General features: G+C 45.5%; 22 protein-coding genes and 1 riboswitch. Of the genes, 21 read left to right on the top strand and 1 reads right to left on the bottom strand.

Features of this window, described 5'->3' with window-relative positions; all coding sequences use genetic code 11:
• The first annotated feature begins 9 nt into the window (after window positions 1-9).
• The 16 genes from pyrP (at window position 10) to sirC (ending at window position 17,079) form a co-directional block, all read left to right on the top strand.
• Window positions 10-1,317: a uracil permease PyrP gene (gene pyrP, locus ACQVGT_RS12410; protein ID WP_015483210.1), complete on the top strand. Its 1,308-nt coding sequence runs from the start codon at window positions 10-12 to the stop codon at window positions 1,315-1,317.
• A 145-nt stretch (window positions 1,318-1,462) separates the two neighbouring features.
• Window positions 1,463-2,377, top strand: a complete 915-nt coding sequence (locus ACQVGT_RS12405) for an aspartate carbamoyltransferase catalytic subunit (RefSeq protein WP_015383617.1) — start codon at window positions 1,463-1,465, stop codon at window positions 2,375-2,377.
• On the top strand, window positions 2,361-3,647 hold the full coding sequence (gene pyrC, locus ACQVGT_RS12400; RefSeq protein WP_015383618.1) for a dihydroorotase: 1,287 nt from the start codon (window positions 2,361-2,363) through the stop codon (window positions 3,645-3,647). The genes ACQVGT_RS12405 and pyrC overlap by 17 nt, the downstream gene beginning before the upstream one ends.
• Window positions 3,644-4,738 (top strand): carbamoyl phosphate synthase small subunit, encoded by a 1,095-nt coding sequence (locus ACQVGT_RS12395; RefSeq protein ID WP_003232115.1) that lies wholly within the window; start codon window positions 3,644-3,646, stop codon window positions 4,736-4,738. The genes pyrC and ACQVGT_RS12395 overlap by 4 nt, the downstream gene beginning before the upstream one ends.
• The gene (carB, locus tag ACQVGT_RS12390; protein WP_015252124.1) at window positions 4,723-7,938 is read left to right on the top strand and encodes a carbamoyl-phosphate synthase (glutamine-hydrolyzing) large subunit; all 3,216 of its coding nucleotides are present in this window, start codon (window positions 4,723-4,725) and stop codon (window positions 7,936-7,938) included. The genes ACQVGT_RS12395 and carB overlap by 16 nt, the downstream gene beginning before the upstream one ends.
• Window positions 7,935-8,705, top strand: a complete 771-nt coding sequence (gene pyrK / locus ACQVGT_RS12385; RefSeq protein ID WP_015383619.1) for a dihydroorotate oxidase B electron transfer subunit — start codon at window positions 7,935-7,937, stop codon at window positions 8,703-8,705. The genes carB and pyrK overlap by 4 nt, the downstream gene beginning before the upstream one ends.
• Window positions 8,705-9,640, top strand: a complete 936-nt coding sequence (locus ACQVGT_RS12380) for a dihydroorotate dehydrogenase (RefSeq protein WP_015483211.1) — start codon at window positions 8,705-8,707, stop codon at window positions 9,638-9,640. Before pyrK ends, ACQVGT_RS12380 begins: the two co-directional genes overlap by 1 nt.
• A complete protein-coding gene (gene pyrF, locus ACQVGT_RS12375; RefSeq protein WP_003232107.1) occupies window positions 9,609-10,328 on the top strand; it encodes an orotidine-5'-phosphate decarboxylase in 720 nt (239 codons plus the stop codon). The genes ACQVGT_RS12380 and pyrF overlap by 32 nt, the downstream gene beginning before the upstream one ends.
• Window positions 10,325-10,957, top strand: coding sequence for an orotate phosphoribosyltransferase (gene pyrE / locus ACQVGT_RS12370; protein WP_015483212.1), 633 nt, complete (start codon window positions 10,325-10,327; stop codon window positions 10,955-10,957). The genes pyrF and pyrE overlap by 4 nt, the downstream gene beginning before the upstream one ends.
• A 144-nt stretch (window positions 10,958-11,101) precedes the next feature.
• Window positions 11,102-11,207, top strand: a riboswitch (SAM riboswitch).
• A gap of 162 nt (window positions 11,208-11,369) precedes the next feature.
• Complete coding sequence (locus tag ACQVGT_RS12365) at window positions 11,370-12,071, top strand: phosphoadenylyl-sulfate reductase (RefSeq protein ID WP_015483213.1); 702 nt, start codon at window positions 11,370-11,372, stop codon at window positions 12,069-12,071.
• Between the two features lie 11 nt (window positions 12,072-12,082).
• Window positions 12,083-13,147, top strand: a complete 1,065-nt coding sequence (gene cysP / locus ACQVGT_RS12360) for a sulfate permease (protein WP_015383622.1) — start codon at window positions 12,083-12,085, stop codon at window positions 13,145-13,147.
• Window positions 13,148-13,195: 48 nt separating this feature from the next.
• On the top strand, window positions 13,196-14,344 hold the full coding sequence (sat, locus tag ACQVGT_RS12355) for a sulfate adenylyltransferase (protein ID WP_003245745.1): 1,149 nt from the start codon (window positions 13,196-13,198) through the stop codon (window positions 14,342-14,344).
• Window positions 14,345-14,356: 12 nt separating this feature from the next.
• Window positions 14,357-14,950, top strand: coding sequence for an adenylyl-sulfate kinase (cysC, locus tag ACQVGT_RS12350; RefSeq protein WP_015252120.1), 594 nt, complete (start codon window positions 14,357-14,359; stop codon window positions 14,948-14,950).
• Window positions 14,951-15,048: 98 nt separating this feature from the next.
• Window positions 15,049-15,822, top strand: a complete 774-nt coding sequence (cobA, locus tag ACQVGT_RS12345) for a uroporphyrinogen-III C-methyltransferase (RefSeq protein ID WP_015383623.1) — start codon at window positions 15,049-15,051, stop codon at window positions 15,820-15,822.
• A 2-nt stretch (window positions 15,823-15,824) separates the two neighbouring features.
• Entirely contained in the window at window positions 15,825-16,610 is a 786-nt protein-coding gene (gene sirB, locus ACQVGT_RS12340) for a sirohydrochlorin chelatase (protein WP_015383624.1), read from the top strand.
• Window positions 16,591-17,079 (top strand): precorrin-2 dehydrogenase, encoded by a 489-nt coding sequence (sirC, locus tag ACQVGT_RS12335; RefSeq protein WP_015383625.1) that lies wholly within the window; start codon window positions 16,591-16,593, stop codon window positions 17,077-17,079. Before sirB ends, sirC begins: the two co-directional genes overlap by 20 nt.
• A 38-nt stretch (window positions 17,080-17,117) precedes the next feature.
• Here the strand turns inward: sirC and rqcH are convergent, their stop codons facing one another.
• A complete protein-coding gene (gene rqcH, locus ACQVGT_RS12330; protein ID WP_015383626.1) occupies window positions 17,118-18,830 on the bottom strand; it encodes a tRNA modification protein RqcH in 1,713 nt (570 codons plus the stop codon).
• A gap of 121 nt (window positions 18,831-18,951) precedes the next feature.
• Between rqcH and ACQVGT_RS12325 the strand changes: the two genes are divergently transcribed.
• From ACQVGT_RS12325 to rpoZ, 5 genes are all read left to right on the top strand, one after another.
• A complete protein-coding gene (locus ACQVGT_RS12325) occupies window positions 18,952-21,624 on the top strand; it encodes a calcium-translocating P-type ATPase, SERCA-type (RefSeq protein WP_046340232.1) in 2,673 nt (890 codons plus the stop codon).
• Between the two features lie 82 nt (window positions 21,625-21,706).
• Window positions 21,707-22,582 (top strand): YicC/YloC family endoribonuclease, encoded by an 876-nt coding sequence (locus tag ACQVGT_RS12320; RefSeq protein ID WP_009967215.1) that lies wholly within the window; start codon window positions 21,707-21,709, stop codon window positions 22,580-22,582.
• Window positions 22,583-22,658: 76 nt separating this feature from the next.
• Window positions 22,659-22,928: an extracellular matrix/biofilm regulator RemA gene (gene remA / locus ACQVGT_RS12315; RefSeq protein ID WP_003154355.1), complete on the top strand. Its 270-nt coding sequence runs from the start codon at window positions 22,659-22,661 to the stop codon at window positions 22,926-22,928.
• Window positions 22,929-22,935: 7 nt separating this feature from the next.
• Entirely contained in the window at window positions 22,936-23,550 is a 615-nt protein-coding gene (gmk, locus tag ACQVGT_RS12310) for a guanylate kinase (protein WP_003232083.1), read from the top strand.
• Between the two features lie 3 nt (window positions 23,551-23,553).
• Window positions 23,554-23,757 carry a DNA-directed RNA polymerase subunit omega gene (gene rpoZ, locus ACQVGT_RS12305; RefSeq protein ID WP_003221520.1) on the top strand — a complete coding sequence of 68 codons (204 nt, stop codon included), beginning with the start codon at window positions 23,554-23,556 and terminating at the stop codon, window positions 23,755-23,757.
• The last annotated feature ends 5 nt before the right edge of the window (window positions 23,758-23,762 follow it).

Below are 23,762 nucleotides of genomic sequence, written 5' to 3'. Positions count from 1 at the left end.
GAAATCATCATGAGTAAGAAAAAAGTAAATTTAGGGGTCAGGGATGTCCCGACACCTTTCTCTTGGGTTTCATTCAGCCTTCAGCATTTGTTTGCCATGTTTGGCTCAACCATTTTGGTTCCGAAGCTCGTCGGAATGAGTCCTGCTGTGGCGTTGGTGACAAGCGGCATCGGAACACTGGCGTACCTTCTTATTACGAAAGGGCAAATTCCGGCGTATCTCGGTTCGTCCTTCGCCTTTATTTCTCCGATCATTCTGGTAAAAGCGACCGGCGGGCCGGGAGCGGCAATGGTTGGAGCGTTTCTTGCAGGGCTGGTGTACGGGCTGATTGCCTTATTGATTAGGCAGCTTGGAACAGGATGGCTGATGAAGATTCTCCCGCCTGTAGTCGTAGGGCCTGTTATTATCGTCATCGGGCTGGGACTGGCAAGCACTGCGGTAAACATGGCGATGTATGCTGATCCGAACGCGAGTGAGTTGGTCTACAGCTTAAAGCACTTTAGTGTCGCAGGAGTTACGCTGGCAATCACGATCATTTGTGCGATTTTCTTACGAGGATTTTTAAGCCTGATTCCGGTTCTGATCGGAATCATCGGCGGATACCTGTTCGCCCTTACTCAAGGGATTGTTAACTTCCAGCCGGTGCTTGACGCGAAATGGTTCGCAGTGCCTGAATTTATTATTCCGTTCAAAGATTATTCACCGTCAGTTACACTCGGCATCGCAGCCGCAATGGTTCCTGTCGCATTTGTCACAATGTCAGAGCATATCGGCCACCAAATGGTGCTGAGCAAGGTTGTCGGACAAGATTTCATTAAAAAGCCAGGTCTTCATCGCTCTATTATGGGTGACAGTGTGGCGACAATCCTCGCTTCCCTGATCGGCGGTCCGCCGACAACGACTTACGGAGAAAACATTGGCGTGCTGGCCATCACAAGAGTATTCAGCGTCTTTGTCATCGGAGGAGCGGCAGTGATTGCTTGTTGCTTCGGCTTTATCGGCAAAATTTCAGCGCTGATCAGTTCAGTGCCGTCAGCGGTCATGGGAGGCGTCTCCTTCCTGCTGTTCGGAATCATTGCTTCAAGCGGCCTGCGAATGCTGATTGACAACAAAATTGATTATGAAAACAACAGAAACCTCATTATTACATCAGTTATCCTTGTCATCGGTGTAGGAGGCGCTTTTATCCAAGTGTCTCAAGGCGGATTCCAAGTGTCAGGAATGGCGCTTGCCGCAATTGTCGGTGTCATCTTAAACCTGATTCTTCCGCAGGCGAAGGAAGAGCAGGCAGACACATCTGAACAACATCATATTTAAAACCTTTTAATGAAAGTCCAGAGAGGCTTGGAAGGGTTATGAAGAGAAGGAAGCTTCAATGCTGCCCTCTATTTAACCATACCCCGAGTCTATCTTAGACCGGGGTTTTTTTTCAGCCTTAAGTTGAAAAGAGAGGGGAAAGAACATGAAGCATTTAACGACGATGAGTGAACTTAGCACTGAGGAAATCAAAGATTTGCTTCAAACAGCACAAGAGCTCAAAAGCGGAAAAACAGACAATCAGCTTACAGGAAAGTTTGCCGCAAACCTGTTTTTCGAACCGAGCACGAGAACGCGGTTCAGCTTTGAGGTCGCAGAAAAAAAGCTGGGCATGAATGTGCTCAACCTTGATGGAACAAGCACAAGCGTGCAAAAAGGCGAAACCTTATATGACACGATCCGGACGCTCGAATCAATCGGTGTGGACGTCTGCGTCATCAGGCACAGTGAGGATGAGTATTATGAAGAGCTTGTCAGCCAGGTGAACATTCCGATTCTGAATGCGGGAGACGGGTGCGGCCAGCATCCAACACAATCACTGCTTGATTTAATGACGATTTATGAAGAGTTCAATACGTTCAAAGGGCTTACCGTCTCCATTCACGGCGACATCAAGCATAGCAGAGTGGCAAGGTCAAATGCGGAAGTGTTGACAAGATTGGGTGCCCGGGTCCTATTTTCCGGCCCTTCGGAATGGCAGGATGAAGAAAATACATTCGGCACGTATGTCTCAATGGATGAAGCAGTTGAGTCTTCCGATGTTGTCATGCTGCTGCGCATTCAAAATGAACGGCATCAGTCCGCTGTCAGCCAGGAAGGCTATTTAAACAAATACGGCTTGACCGTAGAACGGGCTGAGCGTATGAAGCGGCATGCGATCATCATGCATCCTGCTCCGGTAAACAGAGGAGTGGAGATTGATGACAGCTTAGTAGAAAGCGAAAAATCAAGAATCTTCAAGCAAATGCAAAATGGCGTATTTATCAGAATGGCAGTGATACAGCGTGCCTTACAAACCAATGTGAAAAGAGGAGAAGCAGCGTATGTCATATCTCATTAAAAACGGCTGGATACTAAACGAAAATGGTGAAAAAACACAAGCGGATATCCGAGTGACTGGAGAAACCATCACCGCAATCGGCAAGCTTGATGCAACGGATAATGAAACGGTAATTGATGCAAAAGGTTTGCTCGTTTCACCTGGGTTTGTTGATCTCCACGTGCATTTCAGAGAGCCGGGCGGAGAGAAAAAAGAAACTATTGAAACCGGGGCAAAAGCAGCGGCACGCGGCGGCTATACTACAGTAGCAGCAATGCCGAATACGCGGCCGGTTCCTGATACAAAGGAGCAGATGGAATGGGTGCAAAACAGAATTAAAGAAACATCATGCGTCAGAGTTCTTCCATATGCATCCATTACGATCAGACAAATCGGCGATGAAATGACAAACTTTGAAGCGTTAAAAGAAGCCGGGGCATTTGCTTTTACAGATGACGGCGTTGGTATACAGACAGCAGGAATGATGTATGAAGCGATGAAACGGGCAGCCGCAATTGACAAAGCGATTGTTGCACATTGCGAGGACAACTCCTTAATTTACGGAGGGAGCGTACATGAGGGGACATTCTCCAAAGCGAACGGGCTAAACGGCATTCCTTCTGTGTGTGAATCGGTTCATATTGCTCGCGATGTGCTGCTGGCTGAGGCGGCAAACTGCCATTATCATGTATGCCATATCAGCACGAAAGAATCTGTCAGAGTTGTACGCGATGCGAAAAAAGCGGGAATCAGAGTGACAGCAGAAGTATCGCCGCATCATTTGCTGCTTTGTGATGAGGACATCCCGGGGCTGGACACAAACTATAAAATGAATCCTCCGCTCCGCAGCCCAGAAGACAGAGCTGCTTTAATTGAAGGTCTTTTAGACGGAACAATTGATTTTATCGCAACAGACCATGCACCGCATACGGAAGAAGAGAAGAACACAGAAATAAAGCTGGCGCCATTCGGAATTGTCGGCTTAGAAACAGCATTCCCGCTTCTTTACACACACTTTGTCAAAAATGGCAAATGGTCGCTGAAGCAGTTGATTGACTACATGACAATCAAGCCATGCGAAGCGTTCGGTCTCCCATATGGAACATTACAAACGGGGCAAGCTGCGGACATTACGTTAATCGATTTAGAAAAAGAAGCAGTTATAGACAAAGAGACATTTTTATCAAAAGGAAAAAATACACCATTCAACGGCATCAGCTGCACCGGCTGGCCGGTCGCTACAATTGCGGCAGGGAAGCTTGCTTATGAAGAGGGGAGACTTGTCAAATGAAGAGACGATTAGTACTGGAAAACGGAGCGGTATTCGAGGGAGAAGCCTTTGGAAGCTTAGAACACAACATGGGAGAAGTCGTTTTTAATACTGGGATGACAGGCTATCAGGAAATTTTATCTGATCCTTCTTACTGCGGACAGATCGTAACATTAACATACCCGCTTATCGGAAATTACGGCATTAACCGTGATGATTTTGAATCCATTACCCCTTTTGTCAAAGGGCTGATCATCAAAGAATTATGTGAGCTGCCTTCCAACTGGCGTTCAGCATACACCTTAGACGAGTATTTAAAAATGAAAAATATTCCCGGACTCCAGGGGATTGATACAAGGAAGCTGACAAGAATGATCCGCACGGCAGGCGCGCTAAAAGGAACATTCGCTTCATCTGATGAAGATATCGAAGCAGTGCTGAAAAGACTGAACGAAACGGAATTGCCAAGAAATCAAGTATCCCAAGTATCAGCAAAAACAGCATATCCGAGCCCGGGAAGAGGCAAACGCATCGTCTTGGTTGACTTCGGCATGAAACACGGGATTCTAAGAGAGCTGAACAAACGGAAATGTGACGTCATCGTTGTGCCTTACAACATTACAGCGGAAGAGGTGCTTCAGCTGAAACCGGACGGTATCATGCTTTCTAACGGACCTGGAGACCCAAAGGATGTGCCTGAAGCGATTGAAATGATTAAAGGTGTTCTTGGAAAAGTGCCATTATTCGGAATATGTCTTGGCCACCAATTATTCGCGCTGGCGTGCGGGGCGAATACCGAAAAAATGAAATTCGGCCACAGGGGCTCAAACCACCCGGTAAAAGAGCTGGCTACAGGAAAAGTTGCCTTAACATCTCAAAACCATGGATATACAGTTTCGTCTATCAGTAAAACAGAACTGGAAGTGACGCATATCGCAATTAACGACGATACGATTGAAGGGCTGAAGCATAAAACATTGCCGGCATTTACGGTTCAATATCATCCCGAAGCCTCACCTGGTCCTGAGGATGCCAACCACCTATTTGACAGATTCATCGAAATGATCGAAACAACAGAGAAAGAAGGGGAAGCGGTATGCCAAAACGCGTAGACATTAACAAAATTTTAGTAATCGGATCTGGACCGATCATCATCGGCCAAGCAGCAGAATTCGACTATGCGGGAACACAAGCCTGTCTTGCTTTGAAAGAAGAAGGTTATGAAGTCATCCTTGTCAACTCAAACCCTGCCACGATCATGACAGATACAGAAATGGCTGACCGGGTTTATATCGAACCGCTCACACCTGAATTCCTGACAAGAATCATCAGAAAAGAGCGACCAGATGCCATTCTTCCTACACTCGGAGGCCAAACCGGTTTGAATCTTGCGGTTGAGCTTTCTGAAAGAGGTGTTCTGGCAGAATGCGGCGTCGAAGTGCTTGGCACAAAACTGTCTGCAATTCAGCAAGCTGAAGACCGTGACTTGTTCAGAACATTAATGAATGAACTGAATGAACCGGTGCCTGAAAGTGAGATTATCCACTCCCTTGAAGAAGCAGAAAAATTCGTCAGTCAAATTGGATTCCCTGTCATTGTCCGCCCGGCATATACATTAGGCGGAACAGGCGGAGGCATCTGCTCGAATGAGACAGAGTTAAAAGAAATCGTTGAGAACGGCTTGAAATTAAGCCCGGTACACCAATGTCTGCTTGAAAAAAGCATCGCCGGCTATAAAGAAATCGAGTATGAAGTCATGAGAGACAGCCAGGATCACGCCATTGTCGTTTGTAACATGGAAAACATTGATCCGGTTGGAATCCATACTGGAGACAGTATTGTTGTCGCGCCGAGCCAAACGCTCAGCGATCGCGAATATCAGCTCTTGCGGAATGTATCGTTAAAACTGATTCGCGCGCTTGGAATCGAAGGCGGATGTAACGTGCAGCTCGCTTTAGACCCAGACAGCTTCCAATATTACATTATTGAAGTAAATCCGCGTGTCAGCCGTTCATCTGCCCTTGCATCAAAAGCAACGGGATACCCGATTGCAAAGCTCGCTGCTAAAATTGCAGTCGGCCTTTCATTAGATGAAATGATGAACCCGGTGACAGGAAAAACATACGCAGCATTTGAACCTGCTCTTGACTATGTCGTATCCAAAATTCCGCGCTGGCCGTTTGATAAGTTTGAATCAGCAAACAGAAAGCTTGGCACGCAAATGAAAGCGACAGGTGAGGTCATGGCAATCGGCCGCACGCTTGAAGAGTCATTGCTGAAGGCAGTGCGATCACTGGAAGCGGATGTGTATCATCTTGAATTGAAGGACGCCGCTGACATTTCAGATGAGCTTCTTGAAAAGCGAATTAAAAAGGCCGGTGATGAACGCTTATTCTACTTAGCTGAAGCGTACAGAAGAGGCTACACGGTAGAAGACCTCCATGAATTTTCCGCTATCGATGTTTTCTTCTTGCATAAGCTGTTCGGAATCGTACAGTTTGAAAAAGAATTGAAGGCGAATGCGGGCGATACAGATGTGCTGAGACGGGCAAAAGAACTCGGCTTCTCTGATCAGTACATCAGCCGTGAATGGAAAATGAAAGAATCCGAGCTTTACAGCTTGAGAAAACAAGCGGGGATTGCGCCGGTATTCAAAATGGTAGATACGTGCGCGGCGGAATTCGAGTCAGAAACGCCATACTTCTATAGCACATACGAAGAAGAAAATGAATCTGTCGTTACAGATAAGAAAAGTGTGATGGTGCTTGGTTCGGGTCCGATTCGAATCGGACAGGGTGTCGAGTTCGACTATGCGACGGTTCACTCTGTATGGGCAATTAAACAAGCAGGCTATGAAGCCATTATTGTCAATAACAACCCGGAAACCGTTTCAACAGACTTCAGCATCTCAGACAAGCTGTATTTTGAACCGCTTACGATTGAAGATGTTATGCACATCATTGACCTCGAACAGCCAATGGGCGTTGTCGTACAATTTGGCGGACAAACTGCGATTAACCTTGCTGACGAGCTTTCTGCACGCGGAGTGAAAATCCTTGGAACTTCATTAGAAGATTTAGACCGTGCAGAAGACCGGGATAAATTTGAACAAGCGCTTGGAGAACTTGGTGTTCCTCAGCCGCTTGGCAAAACAGCGACATCAGTTGATCAGGCGGTAAGCATCGCAAGTGATATCGGTTACCCGGTATTGGTACGCCCTTCCTATGTACTTGGCGGCCGGGCGATGGAGATTGTGTATCATGAAGAAGAGCTGCTTCATTACATGAAAAACGCAGTTAAAATCAATCCACAGCACCCTGTATTAATTGATAGATACTTGACTGGAAAAGAAATTGAAGTCGATGCAGTATCGGATGGTGAAACAGTCGTCATTCCGGGAATTATGGAGCACATTGAACGTGCGGGCGTTCACTCCGGAGACTCAATCGCTGTTTATCCGCCTCAGTCTCTCACAGAGGACATTAAGAAAAAAATTGAACAATACACGATCGCATTGGCTAAAGGGCTGAATATTGTCGGTTTGCTCAATATTCAATTCGTCTTGTCGCAAGGCGAGGTGTACGTGCTAGAAGTGAACCCGAGATCAAGCAGAACCGTACCGTTTTTAAGCAAAATTACGGGTATCCCAATGGCAAATCTCGCAACTAAAATCATTCTTGGTCAAAAGCTGGCTGCGTTTGGCTATACAGAGGGCCTTCAGCCTGAACAGCAAGGTGTATTTGTAAAAGCGCCGGTCTTCTCCTTTGCCAAGCTGAGAAGAGTGGACATTACGTTAGGGCCTGAAATGAAATCAACAGGTGAAGTCATGGGGAAAGATTCGACACTTGAAAAGGCGCTCTACAAAGCCTTGATTGCTTCAGGTATTCAAATCCCGAACTACGGTTCCGTGCTTTTAACAGTAGCTGATAAGGACAAAGAAGAAGGGCTTGCCATTGCTAAGCGGTTCCACGCAATCGGCTACAACATTTTAGCGACGGAAGGAACGGCAGGCTACCTGAAAGAAGCTTCCATTCCAGCAAAGGTCGTCGGAAAAATCGGTCAGGATGGCCCGAACTTGCTTGACGTCATCAGAAACGGAGAAGCGCAGTTTGTCATCAATACGCTGACAAAAGGAAAGCAGCCGGCAAGAGATGGTTTTAGAATCAGACGTGAATCAGTAGAAAATGGTGTTGCCTGCCTAACATCTTTAGATACGGCAGAGGCGATATTGCGAGTGCTGGAAAGCATGACATTCCGTGCTGATCAAATGCCGGCAGTCAACACAAATCAGGAGGCGGCAGTCACTATATGAAAAAAGCGTATTTGACAGTATGTTCTAACCAGCAAATTGCAGACCGGGTGTATCAAATGGTTCTGAAAGGGGAGCTTGTCCAAGGGTTTACAACCCCTGGACAGTTCCTTCATCTTAAAGTGAGCGAAGCGATTACGCCTCTTTTGAGAAGACCAATCAGCATCGCAGACGTCAACTTTGAAAAAAATGAAGTCACCATCATTTATCGGGTAGATGGGGAAGGGACAAGACTCTTGTCACTGAAGCAGCAGGGAGAACTTGTGGATGTCCTCGGGCCTTTGGGAAATGGCTTTCCTGTTAATGAAGTTCAACCCGGAAAGACGGCTTTGCTGGTAGGAGGCGGAGTAGGTGTGCCGCCTCTCCAAGAGCTGTCGAAACGCTTGAATGAAAAAGGGGTTAATGTCATCCACGTTTTAGGATTCCAATCGGCAAAGGATGTTTTTTACGAGGAAGAATGCCGGCAGTATGGAGACACGTATGTGGCAACAGCTGACGGAAGCTACGGGGAAACCGGATTTGTCACAGATGTGATTAAACGGAAAAATCTAGAGTTTGATATCCTCCTCAGCTGCGGGCCGACACCAATGCTCAAGGCGTTAAAACAGGAATATGCCCATAAAGAAGTATATCTGTCCATGGAGGAACGAATGGGCTGCGGAATCGGCGCATGCTTCGCGTGTGTGTGCCATACAAACGAAAGTGAGACATCCTATGTAAAAGTATGTCTCGACGGGCCTGTATTTAAAGCTCAGGAGGTGGCGCTGTAATGCTAGAGGTGAAATTGCCGGGACTTGATTTGAAAAACCCAATCATTCCTGCATCAGGCTGCTTCGGTTTTGGAAAAGAATTTTCACGTTTTTATGATTTGTCTTGTCTTGGAGCGATCATGATTAAGGCTACGACAAAGGAGCCACGCTTTGGGAATCCGACGCCGCGGGTAGCTGAGACTGGTGCTGGAATGCTCAATGCGATCGGTCTCCAAAATCCGGGGCTGGATAGCGTGTTGCATAATGAGCTGCCGTGGCTTGAGCAGTTTGATACGCCGATCATTGCCAATGTCGCAGGTTCTCAAGTCGAGGATTATGTTGAAGTCGCAGAGCATATCAGCAAAGCGCCTAATGTTCATGCTCTTGAATTAAATATTTCCTGCCCGAATGTGAAAACAGGCGGAATCGCTTTTGGCACGAATCCTGAGATGGCTGCCGATTTGACAAAAGCGGTGAAAGAGGTTTCGGATGTACCCGTTTATGTGAAGCTTTCCCCGAACGTGGCTAATATCACAGAAATTGCATTAGCGATCGAGGAAGCGGGAGCGGACGGTCTTACGATGATCAACACACTAATTGGCATGAGACTCGATTTAAAAACCGGCAAACCGATATTAGCGAATAAAACAGGGGGACTTTCAGGCCCTGCTGTGAAGCCGGTTGCCATTCGCATGGTGTATGAAGTCAGCCAGATGGTCAACATCCCGATTATTGGAATGGGAGGCGTGCAAACGGCTGAAGATGCCCTGGAATTTCTTCTCGCGGGAGCAAGCGCAGTCGCTGTCGGAACAGCAAATTTTGTGAATCCTTTTGCCTGTCCAGAGATTATTGAACAGCTCCCATCTGTTTTGCGCCAATACGGCTATCAATCAATTGAAGAATGCATCGGAAGGAGCTGGAATCATGAAAAACAACCTGCCCATCATCGCGCTTGATTTTGCATCAGCTGAAGAAACACTCGCGTTCTTAGCTCCTTTTCAGCAAGAACCGTTATTTGTAAAGGTTGGAATGGAGCTTTTTTATCAAGAAGGGCCATCGATCGTGAAACAATTAAAAGAAAGAAACTGCGAGCTGTTTTTAGATCTCAAGCTTCATGACATCCCGACTACTGTAAACAAAGCGATGAAGCGCCTTGCCAGTCTTGGAGTAGACCTCGTCAATGTTCATGCGGCCGGGGGCAAAAAAATGATGCAGGCAGCTCTCGAAGGCTTAGAAGAAGGTACGCCGGCCGGAAAAAAACGTCCGTCACTTATCGCGGTAACCCAGTTGACAAGCACATCTGAACAAATCATGAAAGATGAACTGCTGATCGAAAAATCTCTGATTGATACGGTTGTGCACTACAGCAAACAGGCGGAAGAGAGCGGACTGGATGGAGTGGTCTGCTCTGTTCATGAAGCAAAAGCCATTTACCAAGCGGTGTCGCCTTCATTTCTGACTGTCACTCCGGGGATCAGAATGTCTGAGGACGCTGCGAATGACCAAGTCCGCGTAGCGACGCCTGCTATTGCAAGAGAGAAAGGTTCATCAGCGATTGTAGTAGGACGCTCGATTACAAAAGCGGAAGACCCGGTAAAAGCCTATAAGGCTGTCAGACTTGAATGGGAGGGAATCAAATCTTGAAACAAATCATCGCAAAACATCTATTAGACATCCAAGCTGTATTTTTACGCCCGAACGAGCCGTTCACATGGGCAAGCGGCATTTTATCTCCAATCTACTGTGACAACCGCCTTACGCTATCTTTCCCAGAGGTCAGAAATGATGTCGCCTCAGGCATCAGCAAGCTTGTCAAAGAGCATTTTCCTGAAGCTGAAATGATTGCGGGAACAGCAACTGCCGGTATTCCTCATGCTGCTCTTGCGGCTGACCGTTTGAATCTTCCGATGTGTTATGTGAGGAGCAAGCCGAAGGCGCACGGTAAAGGCAATCAGATTGAGGGAGCTGTGCAAGAAGGGCAAAAAACAGTCGTCATTGAAGACTTAATCTCCACAGGAGGCAGCGTGCTTGAAGCTTGTGCAGCTTTACAAGCGGCCGGCTGTGAAGTGCTTGGTGTCGTCTCAATCTTTACGTACGGACTTCCTAAAGCGGAGGAAGCCTTCGCAAAGGCAGAACTGCCATACTACTCATTAACTGATTATGATACGCTCACAGAGGTCGCGCTTGAAAACGGAAATATTCATTCAGATGATCTAAAAAAGCTGCAAACATGGAAACAAAATCCCGAGTCAAAAGATTGGTTTAAAAAATAAAAAATAAATTCAAATGATGCAAAGAGGCTTCAAAGCCTTGCTGTACTTGAAAACAGGCTGTGAGGCCTGTTTTTTTATTAATCCTATAAAAAAAGTCGGGTTGACTTATGTTAGAATTGTGCTAAAATTTACTACAAATCTAAAAACTTATCAAGAGCGGCTGAGGGACTGGACCTATGAAGCCCGGCAACCTGCATAGTTTGTAAGGTGCTACTTCCAGCAAAATGAATTCCATTTTGAAAGATAAGGGCTGCATGCTGTTCCTGTCTTTCTTTCCGCCGGATTGAAAGTTTTTTATTTTAAGAGGAAAAAAGGCTGTCTGTGATATCAGCAGCCGCGAATCACATTACATGGGAAAAGACAACCGGCAGAAAGCTACTGTTTGTTTGTCTCCGAAAGGAGGAAAGAAGAAATGTTAACGTATGATAATTGGGAAGAACCAACGATTACATTTCCGGAAGACGATCCTTATAAAGGAGCGCTGTCAGTTTTAAAATGGGCATACGGCCATTACGGCAATCAACTTGTTTATGCCTGCAGTTTCGGAATTGAGGGAATCGTTCTGATTGACTTAATTTATAAAGTGAAAAAAGACGCAGAGATTGTGTTTCTTGATACAGGACTTCATTTTAAAGAAACCTATGAAACAATTGAACGAGTGAAAGAGCGTTATCCGGGTCTTAATATCATCCTGAAAAAACCAGACCTCACCCTTGAGGAACAAGCCGAAGAACATGGTGACAAACTGTGGGAAAGAGAGCCGAATCAGTGCTGCTATCTTAGAAAGGTCGCTCCTTTAAGAGAGGCGCTTTCAGGACATCCAGCCTGGCTTTCCGGCCTGCGTCGTGATCAAGGGCCAAGTCGTGCCAATACGAATTTCTTAAACAAAGATGAAAAATTCAAGTCAGTAAAAGTTTGCCCGCTTATCCATTGGACTTGGAAAGACATTTGGAGATACACATCCCGGAATGAACTGGACTACAATCCGCTTCATGACCAAGGATATCCAAGTATTGGCTGTGCGCCTTGCACTGCTCCCGCTTTTACAGCAGAGGATTTGCGCTCAGGCAGATGGAATGGTATGGCGAAAACAGAATGCGGACTGCATGAATAAGGAGCTGCAAAATGGAATTAGCCGCTATTTTATTTAGCTTGTTTTTCGCGATGAATATTGGTGCAAGCGGCGCTGCAGCTTCGATGGGGGTTGCTTACGGCTCCGGAGCCATCAAAAAGAAAACTTACGCTTTGATCCTATGCGCAGTCGGTGTCTTTGCCGGGGCGGTTATTGGCGGAGGCGAGGTTGTAAAAACAATCAGCTCCGGCATTATTCCTGAGCAGTCGATTACACTGACGATTGTTTGCATCATTATTGGAGCTGCTGCCCTGTCGCTCTTTACTGCTAATCTGCTCGGCATTCCTTTGTCGACAAGTGAAGTAACAGTCGGCGCGGTTGTCGGCGTGGGAGTGGCTTATAAAGTATTGTTTGTGAACAATCTTCTGATCATTGTGTCATTTTGGGTTTTTGTCCCGCTGTTCGCTTTCGGCTTCACCTATTTCGTATCTAAGCTGTTTCGTTATTTTAAGATTGAAGTAAAATCTTCTAAAAAACAAAAAATCCTCGGCATTGTTTTGTTAGTTGCCGGATTTTTCGAAGCATTCTCTGCCGGCATGAATAACGTGGCGAATGCTGTTGGCCCGTTAGTAGCTGCCGATGTGCTTGATGTCGGAAAAGGAACCTTGTATGGAGGAGCTTTTGTTGCTCTTGGCGCACTGTTATTAGGCCGGCGTGTGCTAGAAACAAACGGGAAGAAAATTACGAGATTCTCAAAAGGGGAAGGCATTCTCTTATCCGGTACAGGAGCGGGACTTGTGATCATCAGTTCTGTATTTGGGATGCCGGTGCCCTTGGCGCAAGTCACGTCATCGTCTATTATCGGAATAGGCATGGCAAAAAACGGTCCGAACGTGTTCCATAAACAAGTTGTTCAAACGATGCTGAAGGTATGGATCGTATCGCCGTTTTTATCTTTATCGATTTCTTATCTGCTTGTATCCTTGTTTTTAAAAGCAGATTATTATTCGATCTTTATCATGGTAAGTGTGCTTTTAGCGGCGGGCGGTGCCGTCAGCCTGACAAAGGCCATTCGTAAAGAGAGACGCTCAGTCCACGAACAAGGCGGGGGAATCTGATCATTAATCTGAGTAATTTTATAAGTTAACTAGGAGGAGATGGATATTATGAGCTTAGCACCACACGGAGGAACATTAGTAAACAGAGTAGATGAATCATATGATGTGAGCGGCATTCAAAAAGAAATTGAACTTGATTTAATTTCTTTCGCGGATTTGGAATTGATCGGTATCGGTGCATACAGCCCGATTGAAGGTTTCTTTAATGAAAAAGATTACGTATCTGTTGTCGAAAACATGCGTCTTTCTTCCGGTGTTGTCTGGTCTCTTCCGATCACGCTTCCGGTCGATGCGCAAAAAGCAGCGGAACTGTCACTTGGTGAAACGGTAAAGTTAACGTATGAAGGAGAAACATACGGCGTTATCCAAATCGAAGACCTGTACGTGCCTGACAAACAAAAAGAAGCTGTCAATGTGTACAAAACAGATGAACAGGAGCATCCTGGTGTTAAAAAGCTGTTCAGCCGCGGCAATACATATGTCGGCGGACCGATTACGTTGATTAAAAAAGCTTCAAAACAGTTCCCTGAATTTACATTTGAACCGTCAGAAACGAGACGCCAGTTTGCGGAAAAAGGCTGGGAAACCATTGTCGGTTTCCAAACAAGAAACCCTGTTCACAGAGCGCATGAATACATTCAAAAAACGGCTCTTGAAACAGTAGACGGCTTGTTCTTGAATCCGTTAGTAGGCGAAACAAAATCTGATGACATTCCAGCTGATGTACGGATGGAAAGCTACCAAGTGCTTCTTGATCATTATTACCCGAAAGATCGCGTTTTCCTTGGTGTCTTTTTAGCGGCGATGCGTTATGCAGGCCCGAGAGAAGCAATTTTCCACGCGCTTGTCAGAAAGAACTACGGCTGCACACATTTCATCGTCGGCCGTGATCATGCAGGTGTAGGTGACTATTACGGAACATACGAAGCACAGGAGCTGTTTGACACATTTAAACCTGAAGAACTCGGGATTACGCCGCTGAAATTCGAGCACAGCTTCTTCTGTAAAAAATGCGGAAATATGGGAACAGCGAAAACATGCCCTCATGGCAGAGAGCATCACGTCATTTTATCAGGCACTAAGGTAAGAGGCATGCTGAGAGACGGTGTGCTGCCGCCTGCTGAATTCAGTCGAAAAGAAGTCGTAGAAGTGTTAATCAAAGGGATGAAGAAAAAAGAAGAAGTAGGCGTATCTTAAGGAGGACTGGCAGTGACAAATCGCGATATTGTATGGCATGAAGCCTCTATCACAAAAGAAGAGTACCAGCAAAAAAACAAGCATAAAAGCTCCATTCTCTGGCTGACAGGGTTAAGCGGATCAGGCAAATCAACGATTGCCAACGCCGCTGCGAGAGAATTGTTTGAGCAAGGCTATCAAGTGATTGTGCTTGACGGGGATAATATCCGTCACGGCTTAAATAAGGATCTTGGTTTTTCTGATGAAGACCGAAAAGAAAACATCCGCCGAATCGGAGAGGTGGCGAAGCTTTTTGTTCAGCAGGGAACCATTGTGATTACTGCTTTTATCTCTCCTTTCCGCGAGGACAGACAACAGGTTCGCGAGCTTGTGGAAGCGGGCGAATTTAATGAAGTCTACATTAAATGCGACCTTGATATTTGTGAACAAAGAGATCCGAAAGGGCTTTACAAAAAAGCAAGAAACGGCGAGATTCCGTTCTTTACAGGAATTGATTCTCCTTATGAAGAACCGGAAGCTCCAGAGCTCGTTCTTGATTCAGGACAGCATGACCGTGAAGCGTGTAAAAATCAGCTGATCGAGTTTGTTAAACAAAAATTGAGCTGAATATGATCTGCTGCGTTCTTCTCAGGTGCCGGAATGCAAGCGAGAACATCATCACAGCGAATGCTCTGGAAGAACTCGAATAGATCGGGGGAAATACGATGGGGAAAGTATATATTGTAGGAGCGGGTCCCGGTGACCCTGATCTGCTGACAATTAAAGCGCTGAAAGCTATTGAAAAAGCTGATGTCATCTTATATGACAGATTAGTAAATAAAGAGATTTTACAATATGCCAAAGAGCAAGCAGACCTGATCTACTGCGGGAAGCTTCCGGATTTTCATACGATGAAGCAGGAAACCATCAATCGATTTCTTGTGAAGTATGCGCAAAAAGGGAAAATGGTTGTCAGACTGAAAGGCGGAGACCCTTTTGTGTTCGGCAGAGGAGGGGAAGAAGCGGAATGCCTCTCTGAAAATGGAATTCCGTTTGAAATCATCCCCGGCATTACGTCTGGAATCGCGGCAGCCGCTTATGCCGGGATTCCTGTTACTCATCGGGAGGCGGGCTCTAACGTCGCTTTTGTAACGGGTCATTATAAAAAAGAAGAAGATTTTGAGGAAAAGTGGAAAGCGCTGGCTACAGGAATTGATACACTTGTCATCTATATGGGTATCAAAAACGTGCAGCAGATTGAAAGAAAACTCCTTGAAAACGGCCGGGACGGTTCTACGCCGGCAGCCTTTATTCATTGGGGAACAACGGACAAGCAAAAATCTGTTTTTTGTACAGTTGACACCCTTTCAGAAACGGTGGTAAAAGAAAACATTACAAATCCGAGTTTAATTGTCATTGGAAATGTTGTAAATTATCACTATAAGCTGGAATGGTTTGAATCTGAATTGAAAAAACAAGATTTAAGCGAGGCGTTGTAAAAATGAAACAAGCAATTTTATATGTCGGCCATGGCAGCCGGGTCAAAAAAGCGCAGCAAGAAGCCGCAGCCTTTTTGGAAGGATGCAAGGCCCACATCTCTGTGCCAGTACAAGAAATCAGCTTTTTAGAGCTTCAGGAGCCGACAATTGAGACAGGATTTGAAGCATGTGTGAAGCAAGGCGCCACTCATATCGCAGTGGTGCCTCTGCTTCTTTTAACAGCTGCGCATGCAAAACATGATATTCCGGAAGAAATTGCGCGTGTTGCATCTCGATATCCGTCAGTCCTCATTTCATACGGAAAGCCGATCGGGATTGACGAAGAAGTAGTCAAGGCTGTATATCACCGAATGAAAGACATAGGTGTTCCATATGAAAATGCCAGAGTGGTACTCATCGGAAGGGGAAGTTCAGATCCAGATGTCAAAAGAGACGTAACCGGTATTGCTAATCTTCTTCAGGAAATGATTCCAGTCAAGGAAGTCATTCCGTGCTTTTTGACAGCATGCGGCCCTAATTACAAAGAGGTTTTTTCAGAAATTAAAAAAGATGACGGCATAACAACCTTTATCGTTCCATATTTGCTCTTTACGGGTATGCTGATGAATGAAATCGAACGAGAGGTTCAGAAATTAAAAGCTCATAATCCGAACGTCTACCTCTCTTCCTATATCGGTTTTCATCCTCATGTGAAAAACGCATTTTTGAACCGTGTGAGAGAAACTTCGGCAAATCCTGAGGGACAATTTGATTTTGATGGAGGTTCATATGCTTCCGCTGCACATTAGCCTGGAAAAGAAGAAGGTTGTGATTGCGGGAGGCGGCAGCATCGCTCTCAGAAGGCTGAAAACGGTGATTTCTGAGGGAGCTGATATAACGCTCGTCAGTCCGGATGTTGAACCGGAAATCAAGCAAATGGCAGAAGAGCGACGTATCAAATGGGAAAAACGGACAATTGAAAAAGAAGATTATCTCAATGCTTTTTTCATTATTGCCGCGACGGATGATGCGGCAGTGAACAAAGAAATTGCCCAATCCGCTTCGCCTTTTCAGCTTGTTAATTGTGTCAGTGACGCTGAGCTTGGCAATGTATATATGCCGAAAATCGTAAAAAGAGGACATGTCACTGTGTCTGTTTCTACAAGCGGAGCCAGTCCAAAGCACACAAAAGAGCTTGCCGAAAACGTGGATAAGCTGATTGACGGCGATTTTGTTGCTGAAGTGAACAGGCTTTATCAGGTGAGAAGAAAGAAATAGCCAGAGCATTTGTATGCTCTGGCTTTTCTTTATGCGGCTCAGCTTTTTTTGAGCTTGATGACAGTATCAGCATCAGGCGTGACAAAGACGGTATGCTGGCTGTCATAGGTGACGAAGCCGGGCTTCGCGCCGTTTGGTTTTTTGACATGCCTGATTTTTGTATAATCTACAGGCACTGAACTTGAATCTTTAGCTTTTGAAAAATAAGCTGCAATTGTCGCGGCTTCCATGATTGTTTGCTCATCCGGTTCGCTGCTTCTGATCACAACGTGGGAGCCGGGAATGTCCTTCGTGTGAAGCCAGATATCGTCTCTGGCCGCCGCTCTGGTCGTTAAATATTCATTTTGACGATTGTTCTTACCCACTAAAATTGTCAGGCCTGAGGTGGATTCATATGTTTCTAACACCGGATTGTGCGGTTTTTGCTTTTTCTGGCCTTTTTGCTGCTTAGGGCGCAAATATTTGCCCTCAACAAGCTCTTCCCTGATTTCGCTGATATCCCGGGGAGAAGCGGACGAAAGCTGCTGAATCAGCTGATCGAAATATTCGATCTCTTCCTGTGCCAGCCTGATTTGCTCCTCGACAACTGCGACCGAATTTTTCGCTTTCTGATACTTCGTGAAATAGGCCTGTGCGTTTTCAGAAGGCGTTTTGTTTGGGTTTAAAGGAATCGTGATTGTCGGGCTTTCTTCATCATAATAATTGATGACCTCAGCCTGTTTATCACCTTTTTTCAACATATATAAATTAGCGGTTAAAAGCTCCCCGTAAAGCTGAAATTCCTTCGCGTTTTCCGAATACTCCAGGGTTTTCTCTAATTTTTTGATTTTGTTGGCATTCTTCTTCCGTTCGTTCACAACAAAACGCTCAAGATCCTGAGCCTGCTGTTTGACTCGGTCTCGTTCAGCTTTTCCGAAATAAAAACGGTCGAGCAGTTCGCTTAATGAATCAAAACGACGCGCTTCGCCCTTTAGATGAGTCAGCTCCAGCAGATAAAAATATTCCTTTCCGTTTACAGTCGTAATGTTGGGAATGAAACGGTGCTCTTTCACTTCGGCAAACAGTGCCAGCAACGCTTTTGGCAGTGTGACTTTGTTGGCAAGGCCTGCTCTGTGAACCGCTTCTTTGGCGAAAAGCGGAGACACGCCTGAAAAGTGGTCGACAATTTGTTTATCGAGCCTTCCTTCTTGAAAACTGAGGTGACGCAAAATATCATCTTCTGACGCCTCAAGAGGCGATATTTTGTCCTGAGCAGGCGGAAGCTTATAATCTTGGCCGGGCAGTACTGTACGGTAGCTGTTCATTGACGGTGATAAATGTTTAAGTCCGTCGATAATCACATTTTCTGCTGCGTCAGTCAAAATGATATTGCTGTGGCGGCCCATAATTTCTACATAAAGCTTTCGTACGGTTTCATCGCCAATTTCGTTTCGGCTTTTGATATGAAAAATCATAATGCGGTCTAAGCCCGCTTGTTCAATTTTCTCAATGAATCCGCCTTCGATATGCTTTCTCAGCAACATGCAAAACATTGGCGGTTCGCTTGGATTTTCATAAGCTTGTGTCGTGATATGCACCCGTGAATAGCTCGGATGTGCCGATAATAATAGTTTTTGGTTTTTTCCCTTGGCACGGATGTGGAAAATCACATCGTGCTTATATGGCTGATGGACTTTTGTAATTCGTCCGCCCATTATTTTCTCGTTAAGTTCGTGTGTCATTCCGTATGTAAACATGCCATCAAACGACATATGCAATACACCCTCTCATTCTTCCTGCATTCGATAATTATAGCATGAAATGGGACGAGTCAGAATAAGCATGCTTATAGAGTGATATCTCTATAAGAGAGCAGGGGAGTGGACGAGCGGAATGAAGTTTCATGAAATGGGACAAACAGATTTACTAGAGGCAACCAATACGTCCATGAAACAAGGATTAACAGAAAAAGAGGTAAAAAAACGCCTTGACAAGCATGGGCCAAACGAGCTGCAAGAAGGGAAAAAAACTTCAGCGCTTCTCTTGTTTTTCGCGCAGTTCAAAGATTTTATGGTGCTTGTGCTTCTGGCAGCAACGTTAATCTCAGGATTTCTTGGTGAATATGTAGATGCGGTTGCCATTATTGCGATTGTGTTTGTGAATGGCATACTCGGTTTCTTTCAAGAAAGGCGTGCTGAGCAATCTCTTCAAGCTTTAAAAGAGCTTTCAACACCGCATGTCATGGCACTCAGGGAAGGGAGCTGGACAAAGATTCCTTCTAAGGAACTTGTGCCGGGGGATATTGTGAAATTTACGAGCGGGGACAGAATTGGCGCAGACGTTCGAATTGTTGAAGCGAGAAGCCTTGAAATAGAAGAATCAGCGCTGACCGGGGAATCAATCCCGGTTGTGAAGCATGCTGATAAATTGAAAAAACCGGATGTTTCGCTCGGCGATATTACCAATATGGCATTTATGGGTACGATTGTGACCCGCGGCAGCGGTGTCGGGGTTGTCGTCGGGACAGGAATGAATACGGCTATGGGGAAAATTGCCGACATGCTTGAATCGGCAGGGACATTGTCAACCCCGCTGCAAAGAAGACTGGAGCAGCTCGGGAAGATTTTGATTGTTGTTGCATTGCTTCTGACCGTACTTGTCGTTGCTGTCGGTGTTATTCAGGGTCATGATCTGTACAGTATGTTTTTAGCAGGTGTCTCGTTAGCGGTAGCCGCTATTCCGGAGGGGCTGCCGGCGATTGTGACAGTGGCGCTTTCGCTTGGTGTACAGCGGATGATTAAACAAAAATCCATTGTTAGAAAGCTTCCTGCTGTTGAAACGCTTGGGTGTGCGTCTATCATTTGTTCAGATAAAACAGGGACAATGACCCAAAACAAAATGACGGTGACACATGTCTGGTCCGGAGGGAAAACATGGAGAGTGGCAGGAGCCGGCTATGAACCGAAAGGAAGCTTCACACTAAACGAAAAAGAGATCAGTGTCAATGAATATAAGCCGCTTCAGCAGATGCTTCTGTTCGGAGCGCTTTGTAACAACTCCAATATTGAGAAAAGAGACGGCGAATATGTGCTTGACGGAGATCCGACAGAGGGAGCGCTGCTCACCGCGGCAAGAAAAGGCGGTTTTTCAAAGGAGTTTGTTGAATCAAACTACCGGGTGATCGAAGAATTTCCGTTTGATTCTGCACGGAAAATGATGACTGTCATCGTAGAGGATCAAGACAGAAAGCGCTATATCATTACAAAAGGTGCACCGGATGTACTGATGCAGCGATCTTCCCGTATTTATTATGACGGCTCAGCGGCCCTTTTTTCAAATGAAAGAAAAGCAGAAACAGAGGCGGTATTAAGACATTTGGCATCACAGGCGCTCAGAACGATAGCGGTCGCCTACAGGCCGATAAAAGCAGGCGAAACACCGTCAATGGAGCAGGCGGAAAAAGATCTGACCATGCTTGGCCTTTCAGGTATCATTGATCCCCCGCGGCCGGAAGTCAGACAGGCGATTAAAGAATGCCGTGAAGCAGGAATTAAGACCGTTATGATTACAGGTGATCATGTAGAAACCGCTAAAGCGATAGCGAAAGACTTGCGCCTCCTTCCGAAAAGCGGCAAAATCATGGACGGCAAGATGCTGAATGAACTTTCTCAAGAAGAGCTTTCTCATGTGGTGGAGGATGTGTATGTATTTGCCCGCGTTTCTCCCGAACATAAACTAAAAATCGTAAAAGCCTATCAGGAGAACGGGCATATTGTGGCGATGACGGGAGACGGCGTCAATGATGCTCCTGCCATTAAACAAGCTGATATCGGCGTCTCTATGGGCATTACCGGGACAGATGTGGCCAAAGAAGCATCATCTCTTGTTCTCGTAGATGATAATTTTGCGACGATTAAATCAGCGATAAAAGAAGGCAGGAACATCTACGAAAATATCAGGAAGTTTATCAGATACCTGTTGGCGTCTAACGTCGGAGAAATCCTTGTCATGCTGTTTGCGATGCTGCTCGCCCTTCCTTTACCGCTCGTTCCGATTCAGATTTTGTGGGTCAACTTGGTGACGGACGGGTTGCCGGCAATGGCGCTCGGCATGGATCAGCCGGAAGGAGACGTCATGAAGCGCAAGCCCCGTCATCCGAAAGAAGGGGTATTTGCCCGCAAGCTAGGATGGAAGGTCGTTTCCAGAGGATTTTTAATCGGAGTTGCCACTATTTTAGCGTTTATCATTGTGTACCACCGCAATCCGGAAAACTTGGCTTATGCCCAGACGATCGCGTTTGCCACATTGGTGCTCGCTCAGCTTATTCACGTGTTTGACTGCCGCAGCGAAACTTCTGTTTTCTCTAGAAATCCGTTTCAAAACCTGTATTTAATCGGCGCGGTATTGTCATCTATTTTGCTGATGCTTGTAGTAATCTACTATCCGCCGCTTCAGCCGATTTTCCATACTGTAGCCATCACGCCGGGGGACTGGATGCTCGTCATCGGTATGTCCGCCATCCCTACTTTTTTGCTGGCGGGGTCACTTTTAACAAGAAAAAAATAAATTCATATGATATAATCTTAGGGGTAATAGCGTGTCTATTGCCCTTTTATTATGAGAACAGGGAAGAATTGGGTGTTTTAAAATGATACGAAGTATGACAGGCTTCGGCAGTGCAAGCAAAACACAAGACGATCTCTCTGTAAGCGTTGAACTTAAATCTGTGAACTACAGATTTAAAGAAGTGAACGCTCGTTTGCCAAGGCCTTTGCTATATTTTGAAGATAAGCTGAAACAGACCATTCTGCAGCATATTCAGCGCGGAAGAATTGAGCTTTTCGTATCCGTTGACAGCGATATGCTTGTTGAGAAAAGGCTTGAAATTGATTGGCCGCTGCTCGATGAGTTTGTCGCAGCCGCGAGAGATATGAAGAAGCGGTATCAATTGTCTGCAGAGCCCGATGTAATGGATTTCTTTAAGCTTGATCATGTCGTCCAGGTTCATGAAGAACAGACGCAAAATGACAAGCTGGAGGCGTTGATCATCGATGCTGCAGAAGAAGCGGTAAAAGGTCTCTGTGAAATGCGTGAAAAAGAGGGGCTGCTCTTAGCGAAAGACTGCCTGATGCATATTGATCAGCTTGAAGAGCTGGTGAGAGAAACTGAATTGCTGGCTGCAGATGTCGTATCTCGTTATCGGGAACGGCTGTACGCCAGAATCAAAGAATGGACTGAAGACGTATTAGACGAGAGCCGGCTTGTAACAGAATGCGCTATTTTTGCAGACCGCTCTGATATCACTGAAGAGATTACAAGGCTGAAGAGCCACTTCGCTCAGTTTCGTGATATATTAGCTAGTGGCGGAGCTGTCGGGCGCAAACTCGACTTTCTTGTTCAGGAGCTCAATCGGGAAGCAAATACGATCGGCTCAAAAGCAAATGATCATCAGATCACAAAGCTTGTCGTTGAAATGAAAAGTTCTATTGAAAAAATAAAAGAACAAGTGCAAAATATAGAATAGTGACTGTGCGTATTGTTTACAGACGGTCTTACTAGGCTAAACTAGAGACGTCTATCTTACAGGGGGAACGTAGAAGATGACGATTAAACTGATTAATATCGGATTTGGCAATATCATCTCCGCCAATCGGATGATTTCGATTGTCAGCCCGGAGTCTGCGCCAATCAAACGGATGATTCAGGATGCAAGAGACCGCGGAATGCTAATTGACGCTACATACGGACGAAGAACCCGTGCAGTTGTCGTCATGGATAGTGATCACATTATCTTATCTGCCGTCCAGCCTGAGACAGTTGCACACAGACTTTCTGTTAAAGAAGAAATTATGGATGAAGGGCAGGGGTAATTGCCGCATGAAAGAAAGAGGGTTATTAATCGTTCTCTCAGGTCCCTCAGGAGTTGGTAAAGGAACGGTTCGACAAGCGATCTTTTCGCAGGAAGACACAAAATTTGAATATTCGATTTCAGTAACCACAAGAAGTCCAAGAGAGGGCGAAGTGAACGGAGTCGATTATTTTTTCAAAACAAGAGACGAATTCGAGCAAATGATTGCAGACAACAAGCTGCTTGAATGGGCAGAGTATGTCGGCAATTATTACGGCACGCCAGTCGATTATGTTGAACAGACGCTTCAAGATGGAAAAGACGTCTTTTTAGAAATTGAAGTTCAAGGGGCTCTTCAAGTGAGAAATGCTTTCCCGGAAGGCCTGTTTATTTTCCTTGCGCCTCCAAGCCTTTCTGAACTGAAAAACAGAATCGTGACACGAGGCACAGAAACAGACGCTCTGATTGAAAATCGAATGAAAGCCGCAAAAGCTGAGATCGAAATGATGGATGCTTATGACTATGTCGTTGAAAACGATAATGTCGAAACGGCTTGCGATAAAATCAAAGCAATCGTTCTTGCTGAACATTTGAAGCGTGAACGCGTTGCACCAAGATATAAGAAAATGCTGGAGGTTGAATAATCAATGTTAGATCCGTCAATTGATTCTTTAATGAATAAATTAGATTCAAAATATACGCTGGTGACTGTTTCTGCGAGACGCGCACGTGAAATGCAAATCAAAAAAGACCAAATGATTGAACATACGATTTCACACAAATATGTAGGCAAAGCTTTAGAAGAAATTGATGCAGGCCTGCTTTCGTTTGAAAAGGAAGACCGCGAATAGTAGCA

It is taken from the genome of Bacillus sp. SCT118, from assembly GCF_058566435.1.
Note: the sequence above shows the minus strand (reverse complement) of the source record. Positions and strands in the feature narration are given on the sequence as shown.

Bases quoted from the DNA above. Each gene is read 5' to 3' on its own strand.
- ACQVGT_RS12395 (WP_003232115.1), top strand. From the start codon at position 3,644: ATGAAGAGACGATTAGTACTGGAAAACGGAGCGGTATTCGAGGGAGAA.
- carB (WP_015252124.1), top strand. From the start codon at position 4,723: ATGCCAAAACGCGTAGACATTAACAAAATTTTAGTAATCGGATCTGGA.
- rqcH (WP_015383626.1), bottom strand. From the start codon at position 18,830: ATGTCGTTTGATGGCATGTTTACATACGGAATGACACACGAACTTAAC.
- pyrK (WP_015383619.1), top strand. From the start codon at position 7,935: ATGAAAAAAGCGTATTTGACAGTATGTTCTAACCAGCAAATTGCAGAC.
- rpoZ (WP_003221520.1), top strand. From the start codon at position 23,554: ATGTTAGATCCGTCAATTGATTCTTTAATGAATAAATTAGATTCAAAA.
- pyrF (WP_003232107.1), top strand. From the start codon at position 9,609: ATGAAAAACAACCTGCCCATCATCGCGCTTGATTTTGCATCAGCTGAA.
- ACQVGT_RS12405 (WP_015383617.1), top strand. From the start codon at position 1,463: ATGAAGCATTTAACGACGATGAGTGAACTTAGCACTGAGGAAATCAAA.
- pyrP (WP_015483210.1), top strand. From the start codon at position 10: ATGAGTAAGAAAAAAGTAAATTTAGGGGTCAGGGATGTCCCGACACCT.
- pyrC (WP_015383618.1), top strand. From the start codon at position 2,361: ATGTCATATCTCATTAAAAACGGCTGGATACTAAACGAAAATGGTGAA.
- ACQVGT_RS12320 (WP_009967215.1), top strand. From the start codon at position 21,707: ATGATACGAAGTATGACAGGCTTCGGCAGTGCAAGCAAAACACAAGAC.
- cobA (WP_015383623.1), top strand. From the start codon at position 15,049: ATGGGGAAAGTATATATTGTAGGAGCGGGTCCCGGTGACCCTGATCTG.
- sirB (WP_015383624.1), top strand. From the start codon at position 15,825: ATGAAACAAGCAATTTTATATGTCGGCCATGGCAGCCGGGTCAAAAAA.
- cysP (WP_015383622.1), top strand. From the start codon at position 12,083: ATGGAATTAGCCGCTATTTTATTTAGCTTGTTTTTCGCGATGAATATT.
- ACQVGT_RS12380 (WP_015483211.1), top strand. From the start codon at position 8,705: ATGCTAGAGGTGAAATTGCCGGGACTTGATTTGAAAAACCCAATCATT.
- ACQVGT_RS12325 (WP_046340232.1), top strand. From the start codon at position 18,952: ATGAAGTTTCATGAAATGGGACAAACAGATTTACTAGAGGCAACCAAT.
- ACQVGT_RS12365 (WP_015483213.1), top strand. From the start codon at position 11,370: ATGTTAACGTATGATAATTGGGAAGAACCAACGATTACATTTCCGGAA.
- remA (WP_003154355.1), top strand. From the start codon at position 22,659: ATGACGATTAAACTGATTAATATCGGATTTGGCAATATCATCTCCGCC.
- gmk (WP_003232083.1), top strand. From the start codon at position 22,936: ATGAAAGAAAGAGGGTTATTAATCGTTCTCTCAGGTCCCTCAGGAGTT.
- sat (WP_003245745.1), top strand. From the start codon at position 13,196: ATGAGCTTAGCACCACACGGAGGAACATTAGTAAACAGAGTAGATGAA.
- sirC (WP_015383625.1), top strand. From the start codon at position 16,591: ATGCTTCCGCTGCACATTAGCCTGGAAAAGAAGAAGGTTGTGATTGCG.